A 16,776-nucleotide genomic window follows, 5' to 3' on the forward strand; every position below is an offset into this window, starting at 1 on the left:
AGAACCGCTTCCCAGACCGAGAGCACGCAGTCGGGACTGAACCTGATCTGCCCGTTCTGCCGAGTGAGGTCCCGGTGGGTGGAGTTCGCGGCCGACACGATGTCACGACATGACATCGGGGCGGGTAGGTTTCGACCCATGCCCCGGTGGGAGCACGGCAGCGAGGAGCGCCTGACGCAGGCCGCCCTGGACCTGTTCGCTGAGCAGGGCTTCGAGGACACCAGCGTGCTCCAGATCGCCGACCGGGCCCGCGTCACGCCTCGCACGTTCTTCCGGTACTTCTCCGACAAGCGCGAGGTGCTGTTCGCCCACGCCGACGAGTTGCGCGGGGAGCTCCTCCGGCGCGTCGTGGAGGCACCCGACGTCGGCGACCCCCTGGCCGTCGTCGTGGAGGCACTGTCGGGTTTCGACTGGGGCTCGCGCGACCGCGAGGTCCAACGCCGGCGCCAGGCCCTGATCGTGGCGAACACCGAGCTCCTGGAGCGCGAGCTGGTCAAGAACGCCGCGATGGCCGAGGACTTCGCCGGCGCCCTGCAGCGGCGTGGCGTCGGAGCCCGGAGCGCCCGGCTCGCCGCTCGCGTCGGCAGCCAGATCTTCCTGGTGGCCTACGAGGAATGGCTCGCCGCCGACCACGGGAGCGCGGACCTGGCCGCTGTCACCGACGAGGTGATGGCGTCCTTCCGCGCGGTCGCCCCTCAGGCGAGGAGCGTGCCCGGCGCCGGCTCGTAGGGCTGGAAGAAGTCGTTGGCCGGCGCCCCGGCGAGGGTGAGCACGAGCGCCGGCACCGCCACGCCGTCGATCTGCTCGCGGATGATGTCGGCGTGCCCCGCGTGCCGGGCGTACTCCTCGATGAGGTGCACCAGGTAGTAGCGCGCGTGGATCGGCCGGGCCTCGACGATCCCGTGCCACGGCGCGGGCGGCGCCGTCGTCTCGGCGGCCGGGTCGGTCGCGGCGACCGCGGCCACGAACCGGTCCCGCGCCTTGTCGAAGTCCTCGATGGTGCCGGCGACCGTCTCGTCGTCGCGCACGGCGAAGCTGTCGGTGAAGGCGGCGTACGCCTCCGCGTCGATCTCCTGCGCGACGACGCCGGTCGTCAGCCGCTCCAGCGAGCCGCGCATGCCGTACGCCGCGTGCTTGATGATCCCGCCGACCGACAGCGCGCTGCGGCACGGCGTCGCGCGCGCCTGCTCCTCGGTCAGGCCGAACGCCGCGGCGCGGATGGCGGTGAGCTGCTCGTCGAGGTAGCGGACGATGCCGGTGACCTCGTCGTGCTGGGCGGGTGCGTACATCGCGGACCTCCGGGCTCCGAGTGGCTGGCGAGGACAGTTTCCGGCGAGAGGCGGACAGGTTTAGTCCGTCGCAATTGACATACCGATAAGTCCTTATGTAGGACTTTCCGCATGTCCCCGGTATCTCCCGCCGAGCTGCAGGTCGCCACCGTCATCCCGGTGTCGGACATGGACCGCTCGCGCGCCTTCTACGAGCAGACGCTGGGTCTCGCCGGGGCGGCGGTCGGCGGTGGCCACCTGCTGCGCGCCGGCGACGGGGCGCTCCTCTACCTCCTGGAGAACGCGGGCTACGCCGGGCAGGCCGGGTGGCCGCTGGCGTCGTTCCAGGCGGACGACCTCCCCGCGACCGTCGCCGACCTGAGGCGTCGCGGCGTGACGCTGGAGGTGATGGACGACGACCCGCCGTGGCGGACCGACGAGCGCGGCATCGCCGACTTCGGCGACGTGCTCCTCGCGTGGTTCCGCGACCCCGATGACCAGGTGATCTCCGTCAGCCAGCCCGTCTGATGCCCGCCGGGGTTTCGTCCTCGCCTCGCCCCGGTCGGCTTCGCGCCGGCCAGGGTCGTGCCGGGGCGTCGTGTCACCTCGCGTCCCCGCCGGCGGGAGGGCATGGTCCACCGACGTGAGCGGCGCAGAGGTGTTGGTGGCGGGGGCGAGCATCGCGGGGCCGGCGCTGGCCCACTGGCTGCATCGACGGGGCGCTGAGGTGACCGTCGTGGAACGCGCGCCCGGGCTGCGTCCCGGAGGGCAGGCGGTCGATGCGCGCGGGGTGGCGCGGGAGGTCATCCGGCGCATGGGGATCGACGCGGAGGTGCGCGCGGCCCGCACCGTCACCGCCGGCGCCCACAACGTCGACGCCGACGGGAACGTCCTGGAGACCTTCAGCGCGGAGGACGACGGCGGCGACGGGTTCATCGCGGAGATCGAGATCCTGCGCGGGGACCTGTCGCGCGTGCTCTACGACGACACGCGCGACGGCGTCGAGTACGTCTTCGGCGACCGGATCGCCGAGCTCACCCAGGACGCCGACGGGGTCGACGTCACCTTCGCGGGCGGCGACCGCCGGCGCTTCGACCTGGTGATCGGCGCCGACGGGCTGCACTCGGCGCTGCGCGCGATGGTGTTTGGGCCCCGCGAGCAGTTCGTCCGCCACCTCGGGCACGCCCTGGCCTTCTACAGCGTGCCGAACGAGTTCGGGCTGGACCGCTGGCTGATCGACCACCAGGAGAACGGGCGCTCCGCCGGCCTGCGGCCCATTCACGAGGCCGGCGAGGCGATGGCGATGTTCTCCTTCCCCGCGGCCGACGGCGACGTCGACCACCGCGACGTCGCCGCCCAGAAGCGCCTGCTGCGCGAGCGGATGGCCGGCCACGGCTGGCTGACCGCGCGCATCCTCGAGCACGTCGACGACACCCCGGACTTCTACCTCGACCAGGTCGCCCAGGTCGTCATGGACCGCTGGTGGAGCGGGCGCGTGGGCCTGCTCGGGGACGCGGCGTTCAGCTCGTCGCCGATGTCGGGGCAGGGCACGGGGATCGCCCTGGTCGGCGCGTACCTGCTCGCCGGCGAGCTCGCCGCGGCCGGGTGGGACCCGGAGGCCGGGTTCGCCGCCCACGAGGAGCGGATGCGCCCGTTCGTCGAGGCCAACCAGCAGATCGGCCGGTGGAACGCCGCCAGCCGCACCGTCCCGCCCACCTCGGACCCCTCGGAGTGGGACATGGCGGTGATCGAGCGCGCGATCAACGGCATCGAGCTCCCCGACTACGCCGGCGTGCCGGACTCGGGGGTGCGGGGCGGACGAGTCGGCCTGTGAGCCGGAGCGCGTCCGGGCGTCCCCTGGGCTACGCGAGCGATCCCGGGGAGTGGCTTGATCTTGACGGTTGTTGCCCGTCCAGCCACTAGAGTTCGCGGAAGGTGATCGTCGATGGTGGGTCGCGCGGCGCGCGAGAGCGTGCGTCGGCTCGCGGCTCGGGCCACGGGCAAGCGTTGCCGGAGGGAGCGTGTTCTCGATGCCGACGGGAGCCCCGGTCGATGGGTTCACCCTGAGCTTCGACCGTCTGGGATCGGTTGGTCGGCCGCCGGTGGTCCTGCTCCATGGTTGGCCCGGGGACCGGACAGACATGGCAACCGTCGCCGAGAGGCTTGGGGACGAGTTCGACGTCGTCGTGCCGGACCTGCGCGGTTTCGGCGCCTCGGACAAGCACCTCCGCGACCCCGGCGACTACTACGGCCTGGTGGCCCAGGCCCGCAGTGTCGCGGGACTGATCGAAGAGCTGGGGCTCTCCCACGTCGTGCTGGGCGGTTACGACATCGGCAGCAGGGTCGGTCAGCAGCTCGCGAAGGACAGGCCCGACCTGCTCAGCGCCATGGTCATCACGCCACCAGCTCCAGGCGTCGGGTCACGGATCCTCAGCGAAGGTCCGTTCAGCGAGTTCTGGTATCAGTCCTTCCACCATCTCGACCTGGCCGAGAAGCTCCTCGACGGGAAACCGGACGCGGTGCGGGACTATCTGGAGTACTTCTGGACCCACTGGTCCGGCCCTGACTTCGTCGTGGACGCCGCCCGGCTCGAGCACCTGACGTCGGCGTACGGCCCCGCCGGCGCGTTCGTTGCTTCGATCGGGTACTACCGAGCGGCCGGAAACGTCGTGGCGCGCTACCTGGGCGAGACTGTCCCCGACGAGAAGATCATGGTCCCGACGACGTTCCTGTGGGCCGAGCACGACCCCCTGTTCCTGCGCGCCTGGTCCGACCGCGTCGGAGAGTTCTTCGCGCAGGTCACCGTGCAGCCCGTGGACGGGGTCGGTCACTTCGTCCCGGTCGAGGCGCCCGACATCTTCGCCGGCGCCATCGTGCAGGCGAGCAAGTAGGCCCCTGCCGGGCCGGTAGCCGGAGCCGTCCGAGACCGCGAAAGAGGGCAGGGCCCGAGCGGTGAAAGACGCCGGGTACCGAGGACGGGACCGGGCAGGAACGTGCAGGTCATGGGGTGCGGGGCGGACGAGTCGGCCTGTAAGCCGGATCCTGTGCCCACGTCCCTCGCGGGAGCGTGGGTGGCGACCATCCATCTCGGCCCGCCGTTGCCGGTGGGCTCCAGCGGTCTACCCGCAGGTCTCGGGCGGGCAGCCCTCGGACGACCTGCGCGGTGCCCCGCGGGCGGGGCACCTTCTTGACCTTGCTCCGGGTGGGGTTTACCGAGCCGTCCTGGTCGCCCAGGACGCTGGTGGTCTCTTACACCACCGTTTCACCCTCACCACGGGCGAACCCGTGGCGGTCTGTTCTCTGTGGCACTGTCCCGCGGGTCACCCCGGGTTGCTGTTGGCAACCACCCTGCCCTGTGGAGTCCGGACTTTCCTCGACGGGGATCACCCGCCGCGGTCGCCCGGCCGACTCGTCCGCGCCGACGAGCCTACCGGGAGCAGGACGGTTAGCGTCGCGCAGCGTGTCGGACCCGTCGGTGCTCCAGATCGTTCTGCTCGCCGCCCTCGGGCTCGTGGCGGGTGCGGTCAACGCCGTGGCGGGCGGGGGCTCCCTGATCGTGTTCCCCGCGCTGCTCGCCGTGGGTCTGCCGCCGCTGCCGGCGAACGTCACGAACTCCGTCGCGCAGTGGCCGGGCTACGCCGGCTCGACCGTCAACGCGCGCGGTGACCTCCGCGGTCAGCGGAGACGTCTGATCGCCACGAGCGTCGTCGCCGCCCTCGGCTCGGCCCTCGGCTGCACGCTGCTGCTGGTCCTGCCCGAGTCGGTGTTCGACGCGGTCGTGCCCGTCCTGGTCCTGCTGGCGAGCCTCACGCTCGGCGCGCAGCCGTGGATCAAGAAGTGGACGGGCCGGGCGGAGCGCACCACCGACAACCCCCGCGTGCTGATCCCGACGATCTTCCTGGCGGCGGTCTACGGCGGCTACTTCGGCGGCGCGCTGGGCGTCGTGCTCATCGCGGTGCTCTCCCTGCTCGCCCACGACACCCTGCGGCGGCTCAACGCGCTGAAGGTGCTGCTCTCGCTGGTGACGAGCACGGTCACGGTGGCGCTGTTCGCGCTCTTCGCGCCCGTCGACTGGCTCGCGGTGCTGCTGCTGGCGCCGACCACGCTGATCGGCGGCTTCCTCGGCATGGCGGTCGCCAAGAAGATGCCGGACGCGGTCCTGCGCTGGAGCGTGGTGGTGCTGGGGGTCGGAGTGGCGATCTACCTCTTCCTGACGTGACCGTCCTCGCCGTCGGCCTGCTCGCGGCCGTCCTCACGGTCGCGGTCACCCGCCCGCGCGGGCTGCCCGAGGCGTCGGCCGCCGTCCCCGCCGCCGCGGTCGTGCTGGTGGTGGGCCTGATCGCTCCGGGGCGCGCGTGGGAGGAGGTCCAGGAGCTCGGGCCGACGGTCGGCTTCCTCGCCGCGGTGCTGGTGCTCGCCCACCTCGCCGACGCGGAGGGCGTGTTCCGCTGGGCCGGCGGCTACCTCGCCTCGCACTCCCGCGGACGTCCGCGCCGGCTGTTCGCGCTGGTCGTGGTCGCCGCGACGCTGACGACCGCGGTGCTGAGCCTCGACGCGACCGTGGTGCTGCTGACCCCGGTCGTCCTCGACACCGCCCGCCGCCTCGGCGCGCGCCCGGCGCCGCCCGCGTTCGCGTGCGCGCACCTGGCCAACAGCGGCTCGCTGCTCCTGCCCGTCGCCAACCTGACCAACCTGCTGGCGCTGCAGGCCAGCGGGCTGACGTTCCTCGGCTTCGCGGGGCTGATGCTGCTGCCGCAGCTCGCGGTGCTCCTCGTCGAGTACGTCGGGCTGCGGCTGACGTTCCGCCGCGACCTCGCCGAGCCCGCCGTCCCGCTCGGCGCCGACGAGGAGGTGCCGGTCCCCCGCGTCGCCCTCACGGTGCTGGCCGCGACGCTCCTCGGCTTCGCCGTGTCCTCCCCGCTGGGGATCGAGCCGGTGTGGGTCGCGGTGGCGGGCGCGCTGGTGCTGGCGACGAGGACCGTCGCGACCCGCCGGACGCGGGTGCGCGACCTCGTCGGCGCCGCCGCGCCGCTGTTCTGCCTGTTCGTGCTGGCCCTCGGCGTCGTCGTGGCGGCGGTGACCGACCGGGGCCTCGGCGCGCTGGTCGCCGCCCTGCTCCCGGACGGGACCTCGTTCGCGGCGCTGCTCGGGCTGGCGGCGGTGGCGGCGGTGCTCGCGAACGTCGTCAACAACCTCCCGGCGACGCTGATCCTGCTCGCCGCGCTGGGGCCCACCCCGGCGGTGGGCGCCGTGCTCGCCGTGCTGATCGGGGTGAACGTCGGGCCGAACCTCACCCCGGTGGGCTCGCTGGCGACCCTGCTCTGGCGCCGCGTGCTCGCCGCCCGCGGGGTTCCGGCCCCGCTGGGGACGTTCACGGTCGCGGGGCTCGCCACGGTGCCCCTCGGCGTGATCGCGGGGACCGCCGCGCTGTGGCTCACGCTCACCGTGACGGGCTGACCTCCATCGACTGGGTGCCCACCGTCGCGAGCAGGTCGAGGCGGCTGCGCGCGTCGGTGCCGGGCGCCGGGGTGAACACGAGCAGGCGCAGGTCGTCCTCGGCGGTGGTGAGGGTGTCGCAGTCGACGACGACGTCGCCGACCTCCGGGTGCACGACGGTCTTGCGGCTCTGCTGGTGTCCCGCGACGACCCCGGAGTCCCACAGGGCGGCGAACTCCCCGCTCACGGCGTAGAGGTCGGCGATGAGCGCCGTCAGGTCCGCGTCGTCGGGGTAGCGGCTGGTGCTGCCGCGCAGGTCGGCGACCATCGAGCGGACGAGGACGTCGCGCTCCGCGGGCGCGTGCTGCACGCGGGCGTTCGTGTGGCCCACCGTGAACTGCTTCCACAGGGCGTTGCGGTCGCGCTCCGCGACGCCGCTCGGGTCGCCCATCAGCGCCGCGTAGAGCGGGTTCCAGGAGATCAGCGTCCAGGTCGCGTCGAGGACGGCGACGGGGTGGTCGTGCAGTGCCTCCACGATGCGCCGCACGCCCGCGGGGACGCGCCGGGAGATCCGCCCGCGGTCGGGTGCGTGCCCGGCGAGGCGGAACAGGTGGGCCTGCTCGTGGTCCGACAGGCGCAGCGCGCGGGCCAGCGACGTGCACACCTGCGCCGACGGGGTGCGGGTGCGGCCCTGCTCGAGGCGCACGACGTAGTCGATGGAGATGCCGGCGAGCAGCGCGAGCTCCTCGCGGCGCAGGCCCGGGGCGCGGCGAGGGGCGTTGACCGCCATGCCGACGTCGGCGGGGTCGGTGCGGTCGCGCCAGGTCCTCAGGGCGGCCGCCAGCTCACCGGTGCTCACGCCTCGATCATCCGCCCGCGCGGCCCCGGTTGGGGGGTACGGCGATTACCAGGACGATCCGTCGCTCCCCCGCAGCCGGGAGCGGGTAGACCCTGGGTCCATGACCACATCGGAGCTGACCGACCGCCTCGCCCTCGCGGACGACCTCGTCCTGACGCGCATGGGCTACGGCACCATGCAGCTCGCCGGACCGGGCGTCATGGGGCCGCCGCGCGACCGCGACGAGGCCGTCGCCGTCCTGCGCGAGGCCGTCGACCGCGGCGTCACGCACATCGACACCAGCGACTACTACGGCCCGTTCATCGTCAACGAGATCCTCCGCGAGGCCCTGCACCCCTACCCCGCCGACGTGCGGATCGTCACCAAGGTCGGGTGCCGGCGCGGCGAGGACGGGTCGTGGAACCTCGACACGTCGCCGGACGAGCTGGTGCGCGAGGTGCACGAGAACCTCGAGCGGCTCGACCTCGAGGCGATCGACGTCGTCAACCTGCGCGTCTCCGACGACCACTCGGAGTCCCTCGGCGAGGCCTTCCGGACGCTCGCCGACCTGCGCGAGCAGGGGCTGATCCGCCACCTCGGGGTCAGCAACGTCTCCCCCGAGCAGCTCGCCGAGGCCCGCGCGATCGCCCCCGTGGTGTGCGTGCAGAACCACTACAACCTCGTGCACCGCGCCGACGACGACCTCGTCGACCACTGCGCCGCCGAGGGCATCGCGTACACCTCGTTCTTCCCGCTCGGCGGCTTCTCCCCGCTGCAGTCGGACACGCTCGCGCAGGTGGCCGAGCGGCTCGGGGCCACGCCGCAGCAGACCGCGCTGGCCTGGCTGCTGCAGCGCTCGCCGACGATGCTGCTCATCCCGGGCACGTCGTCGCGGGCGCACCTGCGGGAGAACCTCGCCGCCGCGGACCTCACCCTGCCGGCGGACGCGGTGGCGGAGCTCGACGCGATCACGTGACAGGCGGCCCGGGGCTCGGCAAGCTCGGCGCGTGACGTCCGTCGACGGGGAGACGCGTGCCCGCGTCCGTGAGCAGGCCCAGGGGATCGCGGCGGGATGGTCGGGGCCGGACACGCCCCCGAGCTGGGCGCTCACCGCCGAGCTGTTCCGGGCGATCGCCGACGAGCCCGAGCTGCTCGGGCTCGCCGCGGCCATCCCCCTGGACCGCCTGCCCCCGCTGCTGCTCAGTGCGGCGGTCCGCGCCCTCGTCGCGCGGCTGCGGCCCGTGCCCCTGGCGGGGTACTTCCCCGTGCCGGGCTCCGGGCAGCCGCCGCTGGACGAGGGGTTCCGGCCCGCGCTCGTCGCGTTCGCCCGCGAGCGCGCCGGCGAGCTCGGGCAGCTCTGCGCCGAGCACCGCTACCAGATGAACGAGGTCGCCCGGAGCGCCGACGTGGTCGCGGTCCTGGGCCGGCTGGACCCGGACCGGCCGATCGCCCTGGTCGACCTCGGCACCGGCGCGGGCCTCGGGCTGCACCTCGACCGCTACCGCTACGACTTCGGCGGCCGGACCCTCGGGGACCAGGACGCGGCGCTCACCCTCGCCCCCGAGCTGCGCGGCAAGCCCGCTCCCCTGCCGACCCGCCTGCCCGAGATCACCGCGCGGCTCGGCGTCGACGTGGAGCCGCTGGACCTCGACGACGAGCGTGTGCGCGACTGGCTCGCCGCCTGCATCCCGCCGGAGACCACGGCCGTCGACCGCTTCGCCGCGGCGTCGGAGATCGCGCGGACCCACCCGGCGACGACGGTGCGCGCCGACCTCGTCGCGGACCTCCCGGCCCTGTGCGCGCGGATGCCGCAGGACGCGCTGCTGGTGCTCGTCGACACCTACGTCACCGTCTTCCTCACCGACGAGCAGCGCGCCGAGGTCCGCCGCGCGCTCACCGGGCTGGGCCGCGACGTGGAGTGGATCTCGGTGGATCCCCTCGTCCCGCTGGGCGCGGAGGGCCGCGAGAGCACCCAGTACCTGCGCGTGCCGCCCCGCGCGCTCGAGGCGACGCGGGCCGGCGTCACGGGCGTCATCGGGCACCTGTCGGTGCGTCGGGACGGGTCGTCGTCCGGAGAAGTGCTGGGTCTGGCCCATCCGGGCGGGGCGTGGCTGGAGTGGCTGTAGGCGCGTCGAGCGTCCGGAACGCCGGGGCGAGCAGCGCCAGCACCGTCGCGACACCCACCAGCGCGGCGAGCACCAGCCCCGCGACCGGCAGACCCGCGCCGGCGGCGACGGCCGCGAGCGGGGCGTTGGTGAGCGCCGGGGCGGCGAGCGTGACCGTGTTCTGCGCGCCGAGCACCCGCCCGCGCATGGCGTCCGGGGTGGCCTCGACGATGATCACGCCGAGCAGGGCCGACGCCGGGGCGAAGGTGAGCCCGACCAGCACGGCGCCGCCGAGCACGACCCACGGCGAGGCCATGCTGCCGACCGCGCCGAAGCCGGCGAGCGTGCCGAGCATCCCGACGACGAACCACGTGCGCCGGGCCAGCCGCTCGGTGACCGCGGCGTAGACCGCGGACCCCACGATGCCGCCGCTGGCGATGGCCGAGAGCGTCAGGCCGGTGAGGCTCGCGAGGCCCTCGCCGGTGAAGTAGGCGGGCATCAGCGTGCTCTGCAGGGCGCCGAGCACCGCGGCGAGCATCGACGTCAGCAGCGTGGCGCCGAGCACGAGGCGCTGGCGGGCGAGGAAGCGCCAGGCGTCGACGAGATCGGTCACGGCCCGGCCGACCGAGCTGCCCGCCTGCCGCGCCCGGGTCGGCACCGCTCCCGCCCTCGGGTCGATCGCCAGCGCGGTCAGCGCGGCGAGCAGGCTGGTCGCGGCGGTCGCCAGCATCACGACCGGCGAGAGTCCGACGACGGCGACGAGCAGTCCACCAAGACCGGGGCCCGCCAGGATCAGGACGTTGCCGACCGTCTCGCGGGTCGCGACGAGCCTGTCGAGGACCCCGGGGCCGCCGGATCCGAGGCGGGCGAGGGCGGGCAGCAGCGTCTCCCGGGCGGTCATGCCGGGCACGCGGATCACCGCGCCGATCACGCCGAGCGCCAGGAACCAGCCCATGTCGAGCCCGACGAGGGCGTCGATCACCGGCAGCGCGGCGACCGCCGCGGCGGCGAGCAGGTCGCAGGCGACCGAGACCCGGCGCCGGTCGATCCGGTCGACGAGCAGCCCGGACACGAGCCCGGCCAGGGCGGCGGCGGTCGTCGTCGCGGTCGCGAGCACGCCGGCGGCGAGGACGTCGCCGGTCCGGGCCAGCACGATCAGGGGCAGCACGACCGAGGCGATGCCCTGGCCGAGCAGCGACAGCCCGTACGAGACGAAGAAGACCGTGCTGCTCGCACGGGTCCGGTCGCCTGCCATCTCGTTCCCTCCCTGCAGCGGTGACGGCACCCAGGACGCACCCGGCCGCCGGGGCACACTCAAGGAGGAGCAGGCGTGATCCGGTTCACGCTTGACCATGACGCAGCGGCACGGTTTCCACTGAGGGCACCGTCGCCGACCAGGAGGACCGACCCATGGGGTGGAGCACCCGCCAGCTCGCCGAGCTCACCGGGACGACGCTGCGGGCGGTGCGGCACTACCACGAGGTGGGGCTGCTGGAGGAGCCCGAGCGCCGCTCCAACGGCTACAAGCAGTACGGCGTCGCGCACCTCGTGCGGGTGCTGCGGATCAAGCGCCTGACCGACCTCGGGTTCTCGCTCGCCCAGATCCAGGACATGGGCGACGCCGACGATCACCCGGAGCAGGCCCTGCGCACGCTCGACGCCGAGCTCGCCGAGACCATCGAGCGGCTGCAGCGCGCGCGGGTCGAGCTCGGGCTGATCCTGCGCCAGGCGGTGCCCACGGACCTGCCGCCCGAGCTCGCCGCGGTGGCCAAGAACGTCAAGCTCTCCGACGCCGACCGGTCGTTCTCCGTGGTCATGAGCCGGGTGCTCGGGTCGCAGGGCCTCGAGGCCTACGCGGAGCTGCTCCGGGACGTGCCCGAGGACCCGTCGTTCCAGGAGTTCGACGACCTGCCCGCCGACGCCGACGACGCCACCCGCCAGGACCTGGCCGCGCGGATGGCCGGGCCCACGCGCGCGGTCCGCGCCGCGCACCCCGTGCCCGACATCGCGACCGACGGCCCGCTCGGCCGGCGGCGGGCCGGCGAGACCATCGGCACGGCGATGCGCGAGCTCTACTCCCCCGCCCAGATCGACGTCCTGGTCCGCCTCGAGGCCGAGATCCGGAAGCTGGACGAGGCGGAGCCGGGGTCAGGCCAGGTATGACGTGTCGTTGACCAGGCGCACCGAGGCGCCGCCGTCGGGCCAGAACTCGACGACCGACAGGCACGCCAGGTCGAGGTGCAGCCGGTAGAGCATCTGCGGCCCCGCGTCGAGGGCGCGGCGCAGGATCAGCTTGATCGGCGTGACGTGGCTGACGAGCACCACGGTCTGCCCCGGGTGGTGGCGCAGCACGTCGTCGAGCGCGGCGTAGACCCGGCCCGCGACGAGGTCGAAGCTCTCCCCGCCGGGCGGGGCGATCGCGCTGTCGCCCAGCCACGCACGGTGGATCTCGGGGTCCTGCGCGGCGGCCTCGGAGAAGGTCAGCCCCTCCCAGGTGCCGAAGTCGGTCTCGGTGAGGCGCTCGTCGACGGTGACGCCGAGGCCGAGGACCCCCGCCACCGGCTCGGCGGTCTGCCGGGCGCGCAGCAGCGGCGAGCTGATCACGGCGCGGATGTGGCTGTCGGCGGCGACGTGGCGGGCGGCGAGCGCCGTCGCCGCGGCGGCCGCCTGCTCGAGGCCCTCGCGGGTGAGCTCGGGGTTGCCGCGCCCGGAGTAGCGGCGCTCCACCGACAGCGGGCTCTGCCCGTGGCGCAGCAGCAGGACACGGGTCGGCGCGGTGTTGCCGCGCCCCGTCCAGGAGCCCGCGGTGGTCATCGGCTCTTCTCCGTGCGCACGACGATCGCCCCGCACTGCTCGCAGCGCACCACGTCGTCGGGCGCGGCCGCGGCGACGTCGCGCAGCTCGCTGCGGTCCATCTCCAGCCGGCAGGCGCCGCACCGGCCGCCGACCAGCTCGCCCGCGCCCGTGCCCGAGCGGGCCCGGAGCTGGTCGTAGAGGCCGACGAGGTCCGCGGGCAGGTCCTTGGCGACCTCGGTGCGCTCGGCGCCGCGGCGCTCCTCGAGGACGTCGAGGTCGCCGAGCACGCCGTCGCGGCGCTCGACGGCGTCGGCGAGAGCGGTCTCCGCGGTGTCGAGCTCGGACTGCTCGTGGGCGAGGTCGGTCTCGGCGGCGTCGAGGCGCTCCATCACCTCGAGCTGCTCGTCCTCGAGGACGCCGCGGCGGCGGGCGAGGGTGTCGAGCTCGTGCGAGAGGTCGGTCATCTGCTTGGCGGACACGCTGCCGGAGTCCATGAGCCCGCGGTCACGCTCCTCGCGGGTGCGCACCTGGGTGACCTCCTGGTCGAGCTTCGCCACCTCGCGGCCGAGGTCGCTCACCGACGTCCGCGCGCGCACGACCGCGTCGCGGTGGCCCTGCACCGTGGTCTCGGCCTCCTCCACCGCCGTCTGCTCGGGCAGCGTGCGCCGGCGGTACTGGGCCCGGGCGAGCTCGGCGTCGAGCGCGGCCAGGTCGAGCAGGCGGCGCTGGGCGGTCGGGTCGGCCTTCATGCGTTCACGGCTCCTGACGGCTGGCCGACGGTCCACGCGTCGGTGCGGGTGGTCGACACGGTGATCTCGAGGTGGGGCGCGGCACGCCGCAGGACGGCCGCGGCCTGCGCGCACCAGGGGTGCTCGGAGGCCCAGTGGGCGACGTCCACCAGGGCGGGCGCGCCGGGCTCGGCGAGGTGGTCGGTGGCGGGGTGGTGGCGCAGGTCGGCGGTGACGTAGACGTCGACCCCGGCGGCGCGGGCGAGGTGCAGCATCGAGTCGCCGGCGCCGCCGGAGAGGGCGACCCTCCTGATCGTCTTCTCCGGGTCCCCCGCCGACCGCACGCCCCAGGCGGTGGCCGGGAGGGCGTCGGCGACCCTCTCGGTGAACCGTCGCAGGCTCTCGGGCGTGCTCAGGGTGCCGATGCGCCCGACCCCCACCGTGCCGTCGCCCTCGGGTGCCAGGGGGCGCTCCACGGTGACGCCGAGCGCGTCGGCGAGGGCGTCGGAGACCCCGGGGTCCGCGGCGTCGGCGTTGGTGTGCGCGGTGAACAGGGCCACGCCGCCGCGGATGAGCCGGTGGATCGCGGAGCCCTTCGGCGCCGTGGTGGCCACGGCGTGCACACCGCGCAGGAGCAGGGGGTGGTGGGTGACGAGGAGGTCCGCCTCGTCACTGATCGCTTCCTCGACGACCTCCGGCAACGGGTCCACCGCGATCAGCACCCGGCGCACCGGGGCGGCCGGGTCGCCGACCGTCAGCCCCACCGCGTCCCAGTCCTGCGCCAGCGCCGGCGGGTACGCGGCCTCGAGCGCGGCGACGGCGTCGGCGACGGTCACAGGGCGGGCGGGGGTCATGGCCGCCCATTCTGCCCACCGCGGCGGTGGCGTCCCGGTGCGGGCGGACGGGGGCCTGCCCCCGGCCCGCGGGGGACCGCCCCCTCCCGGCGCCCGCCGCGCCGGACCAGCCTCGGAGCAGCGCGGGGACACCGGCCGCGCGGCACCGAGGGGGTGGACCATGAGCACCGACACGATCGTGGCGCGGAGCGTCGCGGCGGCCGGGAACGCCGCCGCGCGCTGGTGGGACGCCGTGCGCCGGCGCCCCGGGCTCGCGCTGGACGCCGCCGAGGAGCGCGTCCGCCGCCAAGCGATCCACGAGACCTGGCGCGACGTCGTCCGGGAGACCGGCCTGTCCGTCACCGAGTACACGGCGGCCGGGCGGTTCCGGACCCGCCCGCGCATCACCCGCGTCGTCCTCACCCGGCCCGAGCGCTTCACCGTCCGGCTGGGCGAGGGCCAGGCCTACGACGACGTCGCCGCCGCCGGCCCGGCGATCGCGACGGCGTTCGGGGTGCGCCGCATCCTGCTCACCGAGCTGGCCGACGACCTGCTCGAGATCGAGCTGCTGTCCCCGCTCGACGGCGCCGCGGCGACGGTGACCGAGCTGGCGGGGGCCGGGCGGGCCGCCTGACCGGACGGGGATCATGGCGGCGTGCACGTCGTCTTCATCTGTTCGGGCAACATCTGCCGGTCGCCGGTGGCGGAGAAGGTGTTCCGCGCCCGCCTGGCCGACGCCGGTCTGACCGACGCGGTGCAGGTCAGCAGCGCCGGGATCGGGCCGTGGCACGCCGGCGAGCCGATGGACCGCCGGGCGGCCGACACCCTGCGCGGGCGCGGCTACGACACCCGGCACACCGCGCGGCAGATCGACGGCGAGCTGCTCGCCGCCGACCTGCTCGTGGCGGCCACCTCCGACCACGTGCGGGACCTCGTCGCCGCCGGCGCCGACCCCGAGCGCGTGGTGCTGCTGCGCGCGTTCGACCCCGACGCGCCCGAGGGCGCCGAGGTGCCCGACCCGTACTACGGCGGCCCCGACGGCTTCGACGAGGTGATGGACATGGTCGAGGCGGCGATGCCGGGGCTGGTCGCGCGGGTCGCGCCGTGACCTCGGTCGACGCCCTGCTCGCCGCGGGCGGGCGCGGGGTGCGGATGGCCACGCTCGACGGCGGCACCGAGGTCGTCGTCAAGTCCGGGGAGCCGTCCGCGATCGCCGCCGAGGCCGCCGGGCTGCGCTGGCTCGCGGAGCCGGACGTCGTGGGCGTGCCGGAGGTGCTCGGTGAGGCCGAGGGCGCGATGGTGTCGACGCGGGTGGCGTCCGGGCGGCCCGACGCGGCGTCCGCCGAGACGTTCGGCCGGGGGCTCGCCGCGCTGCACGCCGCCGGCGCTCCCGCGTTCGGCGCGCCGCCGCCGGGCGGGCCGGTGCACGCGTGGATCGGCGGGGCGCGCATGGTCAACGAGACCGGCGAGCACTGGCCGTCGTGGTACGCCGAGCACCGCGTCCTCCCCCACGCCCGCCGCGCCCTCGACGGCGACGACCTCGCCCTCGTCGAACGGGCGTGCGCGCGGTTCGAGGACGTCGCCGGACCGCCCGAGCCGCCCGCGCGCCTGCACGGCGACCTGTGGACCGGCAACGTGCTGTGGTCCGGCGGGCAGGGGTGGGTGATCGACCCCGCCGCGCACGGCGGGCACCGCGAGACCGACCTCGCGATGCTCGCGCTGTTCGGGACGCCGCAGCTGGAGACGGTCCTCGCCGCCTACGACGAGGTCGCGCCGCTCGCCGAGGGCTGGCGCGACCGCGTCGGGCTGCACCAGCTCTTCCCGCTGCTCGTGCACGCCGAGCTGTTCGGGGGCGGGTACGCGAGACAGGCTCTCGCGGTGTGCGAGCGGATAACCTGACGTCGTGCGGTTCCTGCTGAAGCCCGGGTGGATCGCCCTGACGCTCACCGTGGCCGCCTTCGCGTTCGCCTGCTACTACCTGCTCGCGCCGTGGCAGTTCCACCGCGGCGACGAGCGCTCCGGCGACAACGCCGCGCTGGTCCGGGCGGTGTCGACGGCGCCGGTGCCGCGCGGCGAGCTCGTCGCCCCCGGCGCGGCGCCCGGCGAGGACGTCGCGTGGCGCCAGGTCACCGTCAGCGGCACGTACCGCCCGGAGGGCCAGGTGCTCGTACGCCTGCGCAGCATCGAGGGCCACCCGGCGAGCGAGGTCATGACCCCGCTGGTCACCACCACCGGCGAGACCGTGCTCGTCGACCGCGGGTACGTGCGCACCGACGGGCAGGGCACGCTGCCGGCGATCGCGGCGCCGCCGGGCGGGACCGTGTCGCTGACGGGCTACCAGCGCCTCGACGAGGGCGCGCCGACCCGGTCCGCGGTCGTCGCCGACGGGCAGCGCCAGGTGTACTCCGCCGACGCCGCCACGGTCGCCGCCGCCGGCGGGGTCGCGACGAGCCCGGGGTACGTGCAGCTGCTGCCCGATCAGCCCGGGGTGCTCACGGCCGTCCCGCTCCCCCCGCCGGACCCGAACCCGTCGTACTCCTACGCCTGGCAGTGGCTGATCTTCGGGTTGATGGCGATCGGCGCGTGGATCTACTTCGCGCGCCTGGAGTACCGCCGCGAGCGGGGGCTCGAGCCACGGCCGCGCGATCGCCAGGACCCGCGCGACGCCGCCGACGGCACACACTGGGACGCGGCCCGGCCCTCCGCGACCGACGAGAAGCTCGCCGACCGGTACGGCCGCCGCTGACCTCCTCTTCCGCGTGATCGTGGGGG

Annotated in this window: 19 protein-coding genes and 1 other RNA gene; 13 read left to right on the plus strand and 7 right to left on the minus strand. The window is 74.7% G+C overall.

Annotated elements, in window-relative coordinates:
- Nucleotides 1-138: 138 nt before the first annotated feature.
- Nucleotides 139-729 (plus strand): TetR family transcriptional regulator, encoded by a 591-nt coding sequence (locus tag WCD58_RS12300; protein WP_337703152.1) that lies wholly within the window; start codon nt 139-141, stop codon nt 727-729.
- On the opposite strand, the gene WCD58_RS12305 is transcribed toward WCD58_RS12300, so the two are convergent.
- On the minus strand, nt 696-1,289 hold the full coding sequence (locus tag WCD58_RS12305) for a mycothiol transferase (RefSeq protein ID WP_337703154.1): 594 nt from the start codon (nt 1,287-1,289) through the stop codon (nt 696-698). The genes WCD58_RS12300 and WCD58_RS12305 overlap by 34 nt on opposite strands.
- Nucleotides 1,290-1,400: 111 nt before the next feature.
- Here WCD58_RS12305 and WCD58_RS12310 point away from each other — a divergent pair, with 111 nt between their 5' ends.
- From WCD58_RS12310 to WCD58_RS12320, 3 genes are all read left to right on the plus strand, one after another.
- Complete coding sequence (locus WCD58_RS12310) at nt 1,401-1,796, plus strand: VOC family protein (RefSeq protein ID WP_337703156.1); 396 nt, start codon at nt 1,401-1,403, stop codon at nt 1,794-1,796.
- A gap of 115 nt (nt 1,797-1,911) precedes the next feature.
- Nucleotides 1,912-3,102, plus strand: a complete 1,191-nt coding sequence (locus WCD58_RS12315; RefSeq protein ID WP_373696217.1) for an FAD-dependent monooxygenase — start codon at nt 1,912-1,914, stop codon at nt 3,100-3,102.
- A gap of 196 nt (nt 3,103-3,298) precedes the next feature.
- Nucleotides 3,299-4,159, plus strand: a complete 861-nt coding sequence (locus WCD58_RS12320) for an alpha/beta fold hydrolase (RefSeq protein WP_337703580.1) — start codon at nt 3,299-3,301, stop codon at nt 4,157-4,159.
- A 124-nt stretch (nt 4,160-4,283) separates the two neighbouring features.
- On the opposite strand, the gene rnpB is transcribed toward WCD58_RS12320, so the two are convergent.
- Nucleotides 4,284-4,680: RNase P RNA component class A (rnpB, locus tag WCD58_RS12325), an RNA gene on the minus strand.
- 48 nt (nt 4,681-4,728) lie between these two features.
- Here rnpB and WCD58_RS12330 point away from each other — a divergent pair.
- Nucleotides 4,729-5,487: a sulfite exporter TauE/SafE family protein gene (locus WCD58_RS12330; RefSeq protein ID WP_337703159.1), complete on the plus strand. Its 759-nt coding sequence runs from the start codon at nt 4,729-4,731 to the stop codon at nt 5,485-5,487.
- The gene (locus WCD58_RS12335; protein WP_337703161.1) at nt 5,484-6,725 is read left to right on the plus strand and encodes an ArsB/NhaD family transporter; all 1,242 of its coding nucleotides are present in this window, start codon (nt 5,484-5,486) and stop codon (nt 6,723-6,725) included. Before WCD58_RS12330 ends, WCD58_RS12335 begins: the two co-directional genes overlap by 4 nt.
- Here WCD58_RS12335 and WCD58_RS12340 read toward each other — a convergent pair.
- Nucleotides 6,709-7,563 carry a helix-turn-helix domain-containing protein gene (locus WCD58_RS12340; RefSeq protein WP_337703163.1) on the minus strand — a complete coding sequence of 285 codons (855 nt, stop codon included), beginning with the start codon at nt 7,561-7,563 and terminating at the stop codon, nt 6,709-6,711. The genes WCD58_RS12335 and WCD58_RS12340 overlap by 17 nt on opposite strands.
- Before the next feature lie 100 nt (nt 7,564-7,663).
- Here WCD58_RS12340 and WCD58_RS12345 point away from each other — a divergent pair, with 100 nt between their 5' ends.
- Nucleotides 7,664-8,518, plus strand: a complete 855-nt coding sequence (locus WCD58_RS12345; protein WP_337703165.1) for an oxidoreductase — start codon at nt 7,664-7,666, stop codon at nt 8,516-8,518.
- 31 nt (nt 8,519-8,549) lie between these two features.
- A complete protein-coding gene (locus tag WCD58_RS12350; protein WP_337703167.1) occupies nt 8,550-9,668 on the plus strand; it encodes a DUF2332 domain-containing protein in 1,119 nt (372 codons plus the stop codon).
- Here the strand turns inward: WCD58_RS12350 and WCD58_RS12355 are convergent.
- Nucleotides 9,574-10,902, minus strand: a complete 1,329-nt coding sequence (locus WCD58_RS12355) for an MFS transporter (RefSeq protein ID WP_337703169.1) — start codon at nt 10,900-10,902, stop codon at nt 9,574-9,576. The genes WCD58_RS12350 and WCD58_RS12355 overlap by 95 nt on opposite strands.
- Before the next feature lie 155 nt (nt 10,903-11,057).
- On the opposite strand from WCD58_RS12355, the gene WCD58_RS12360 reads away from it, so the two are divergent.
- A complete protein-coding gene (locus WCD58_RS12360) occupies nt 11,058-11,810 on the plus strand; it encodes a MerR family transcriptional regulator (RefSeq protein WP_337703171.1) in 753 nt (250 codons plus the stop codon).
- Here the strand turns inward: WCD58_RS12360 and WCD58_RS12365 are convergent.
- Genes WCD58_RS12365 through WCD58_RS12375 form a run of 3 tightly spaced genes read right to left on the minus strand, consistent with a single transcriptional unit; the run spans nt 11,796 to nt 14,025 of the window.
- On the minus strand, nt 11,796-12,461 hold the full coding sequence (locus WCD58_RS12365) for a histidine phosphatase family protein (protein WP_337703173.1): 666 nt from the start codon (nt 12,459-12,461) through the stop codon (nt 11,796-11,798). The two genes, WCD58_RS12360 and WCD58_RS12365, sit on opposite strands and share 15 nt — an antisense overlap.
- Nucleotides 12,458-13,192, minus strand: a complete 735-nt coding sequence (locus WCD58_RS12370) for a zinc ribbon domain-containing protein (protein WP_337703175.1) — start codon at nt 13,190-13,192, stop codon at nt 12,458-12,460. The genes WCD58_RS12365 and WCD58_RS12370 overlap by 4 nt, the downstream gene beginning before the upstream one ends.
- Nucleotides 13,189-14,025, minus strand: a complete 837-nt coding sequence (locus tag WCD58_RS12375) for a Nif3-like dinuclear metal center hexameric protein (RefSeq protein ID WP_337703178.1) — start codon at nt 14,023-14,025, stop codon at nt 13,189-13,191. The genes WCD58_RS12370 and WCD58_RS12375 overlap by 4 nt, the downstream gene beginning before the upstream one ends.
- Nucleotides 14,026-14,185: 160 nt before the next feature.
- Here WCD58_RS12375 and WCD58_RS12380 point away from each other — a divergent pair, with 160 nt between their 5' ends.
- The 4 genes from WCD58_RS12380 to WCD58_RS12395 are packed head-to-tail and all read left to right on the plus strand — an operon-like array spanning nt 14,186 to nt 16,750.
- Entirely contained in the window at nt 14,186-14,638 is a 453-nt protein-coding gene (locus tag WCD58_RS12380; protein ID WP_337703179.1) for a hypothetical protein, read from the plus strand.
- Nucleotides 14,639-14,659: 21 nt separating this feature from the next.
- Nucleotides 14,660-15,112 (plus strand): low molecular weight protein-tyrosine-phosphatase, encoded by a 453-nt coding sequence (locus WCD58_RS12385; protein WP_337703181.1) that lies wholly within the window; start codon nt 14,660-14,662, stop codon nt 15,110-15,112.
- Between the two features lie 44 nt (nt 15,113-15,156).
- The gene (locus WCD58_RS12390) at nt 15,157-15,903 is read left to right on the plus strand and encodes a fructosamine kinase family protein (protein WP_337703581.1); all 747 of its coding nucleotides are present in this window, start codon (nt 15,157-15,159) and stop codon (nt 15,901-15,903) included.
- 4 nt (nt 15,904-15,907) lie between these two features.
- Nucleotides 15,908-16,750, plus strand: coding sequence for an SURF1 family cytochrome oxidase biogenesis protein (locus WCD58_RS12395; protein WP_337703184.1), 843 nt, complete (start codon nt 15,908-15,910; stop codon nt 16,748-16,750).
- The last annotated feature ends 26 nt before the right edge of the window (nt 16,751-16,776 follow it).

It is taken from the genome of Actinomycetospora flava, from assembly GCF_037400335.1.
GTDB classification, from domain to species: domain Bacteria; phylum Actinomycetota; class Actinomycetes; order Mycobacteriales; family Pseudonocardiaceae; genus Actinomycetospora; species Actinomycetospora flava.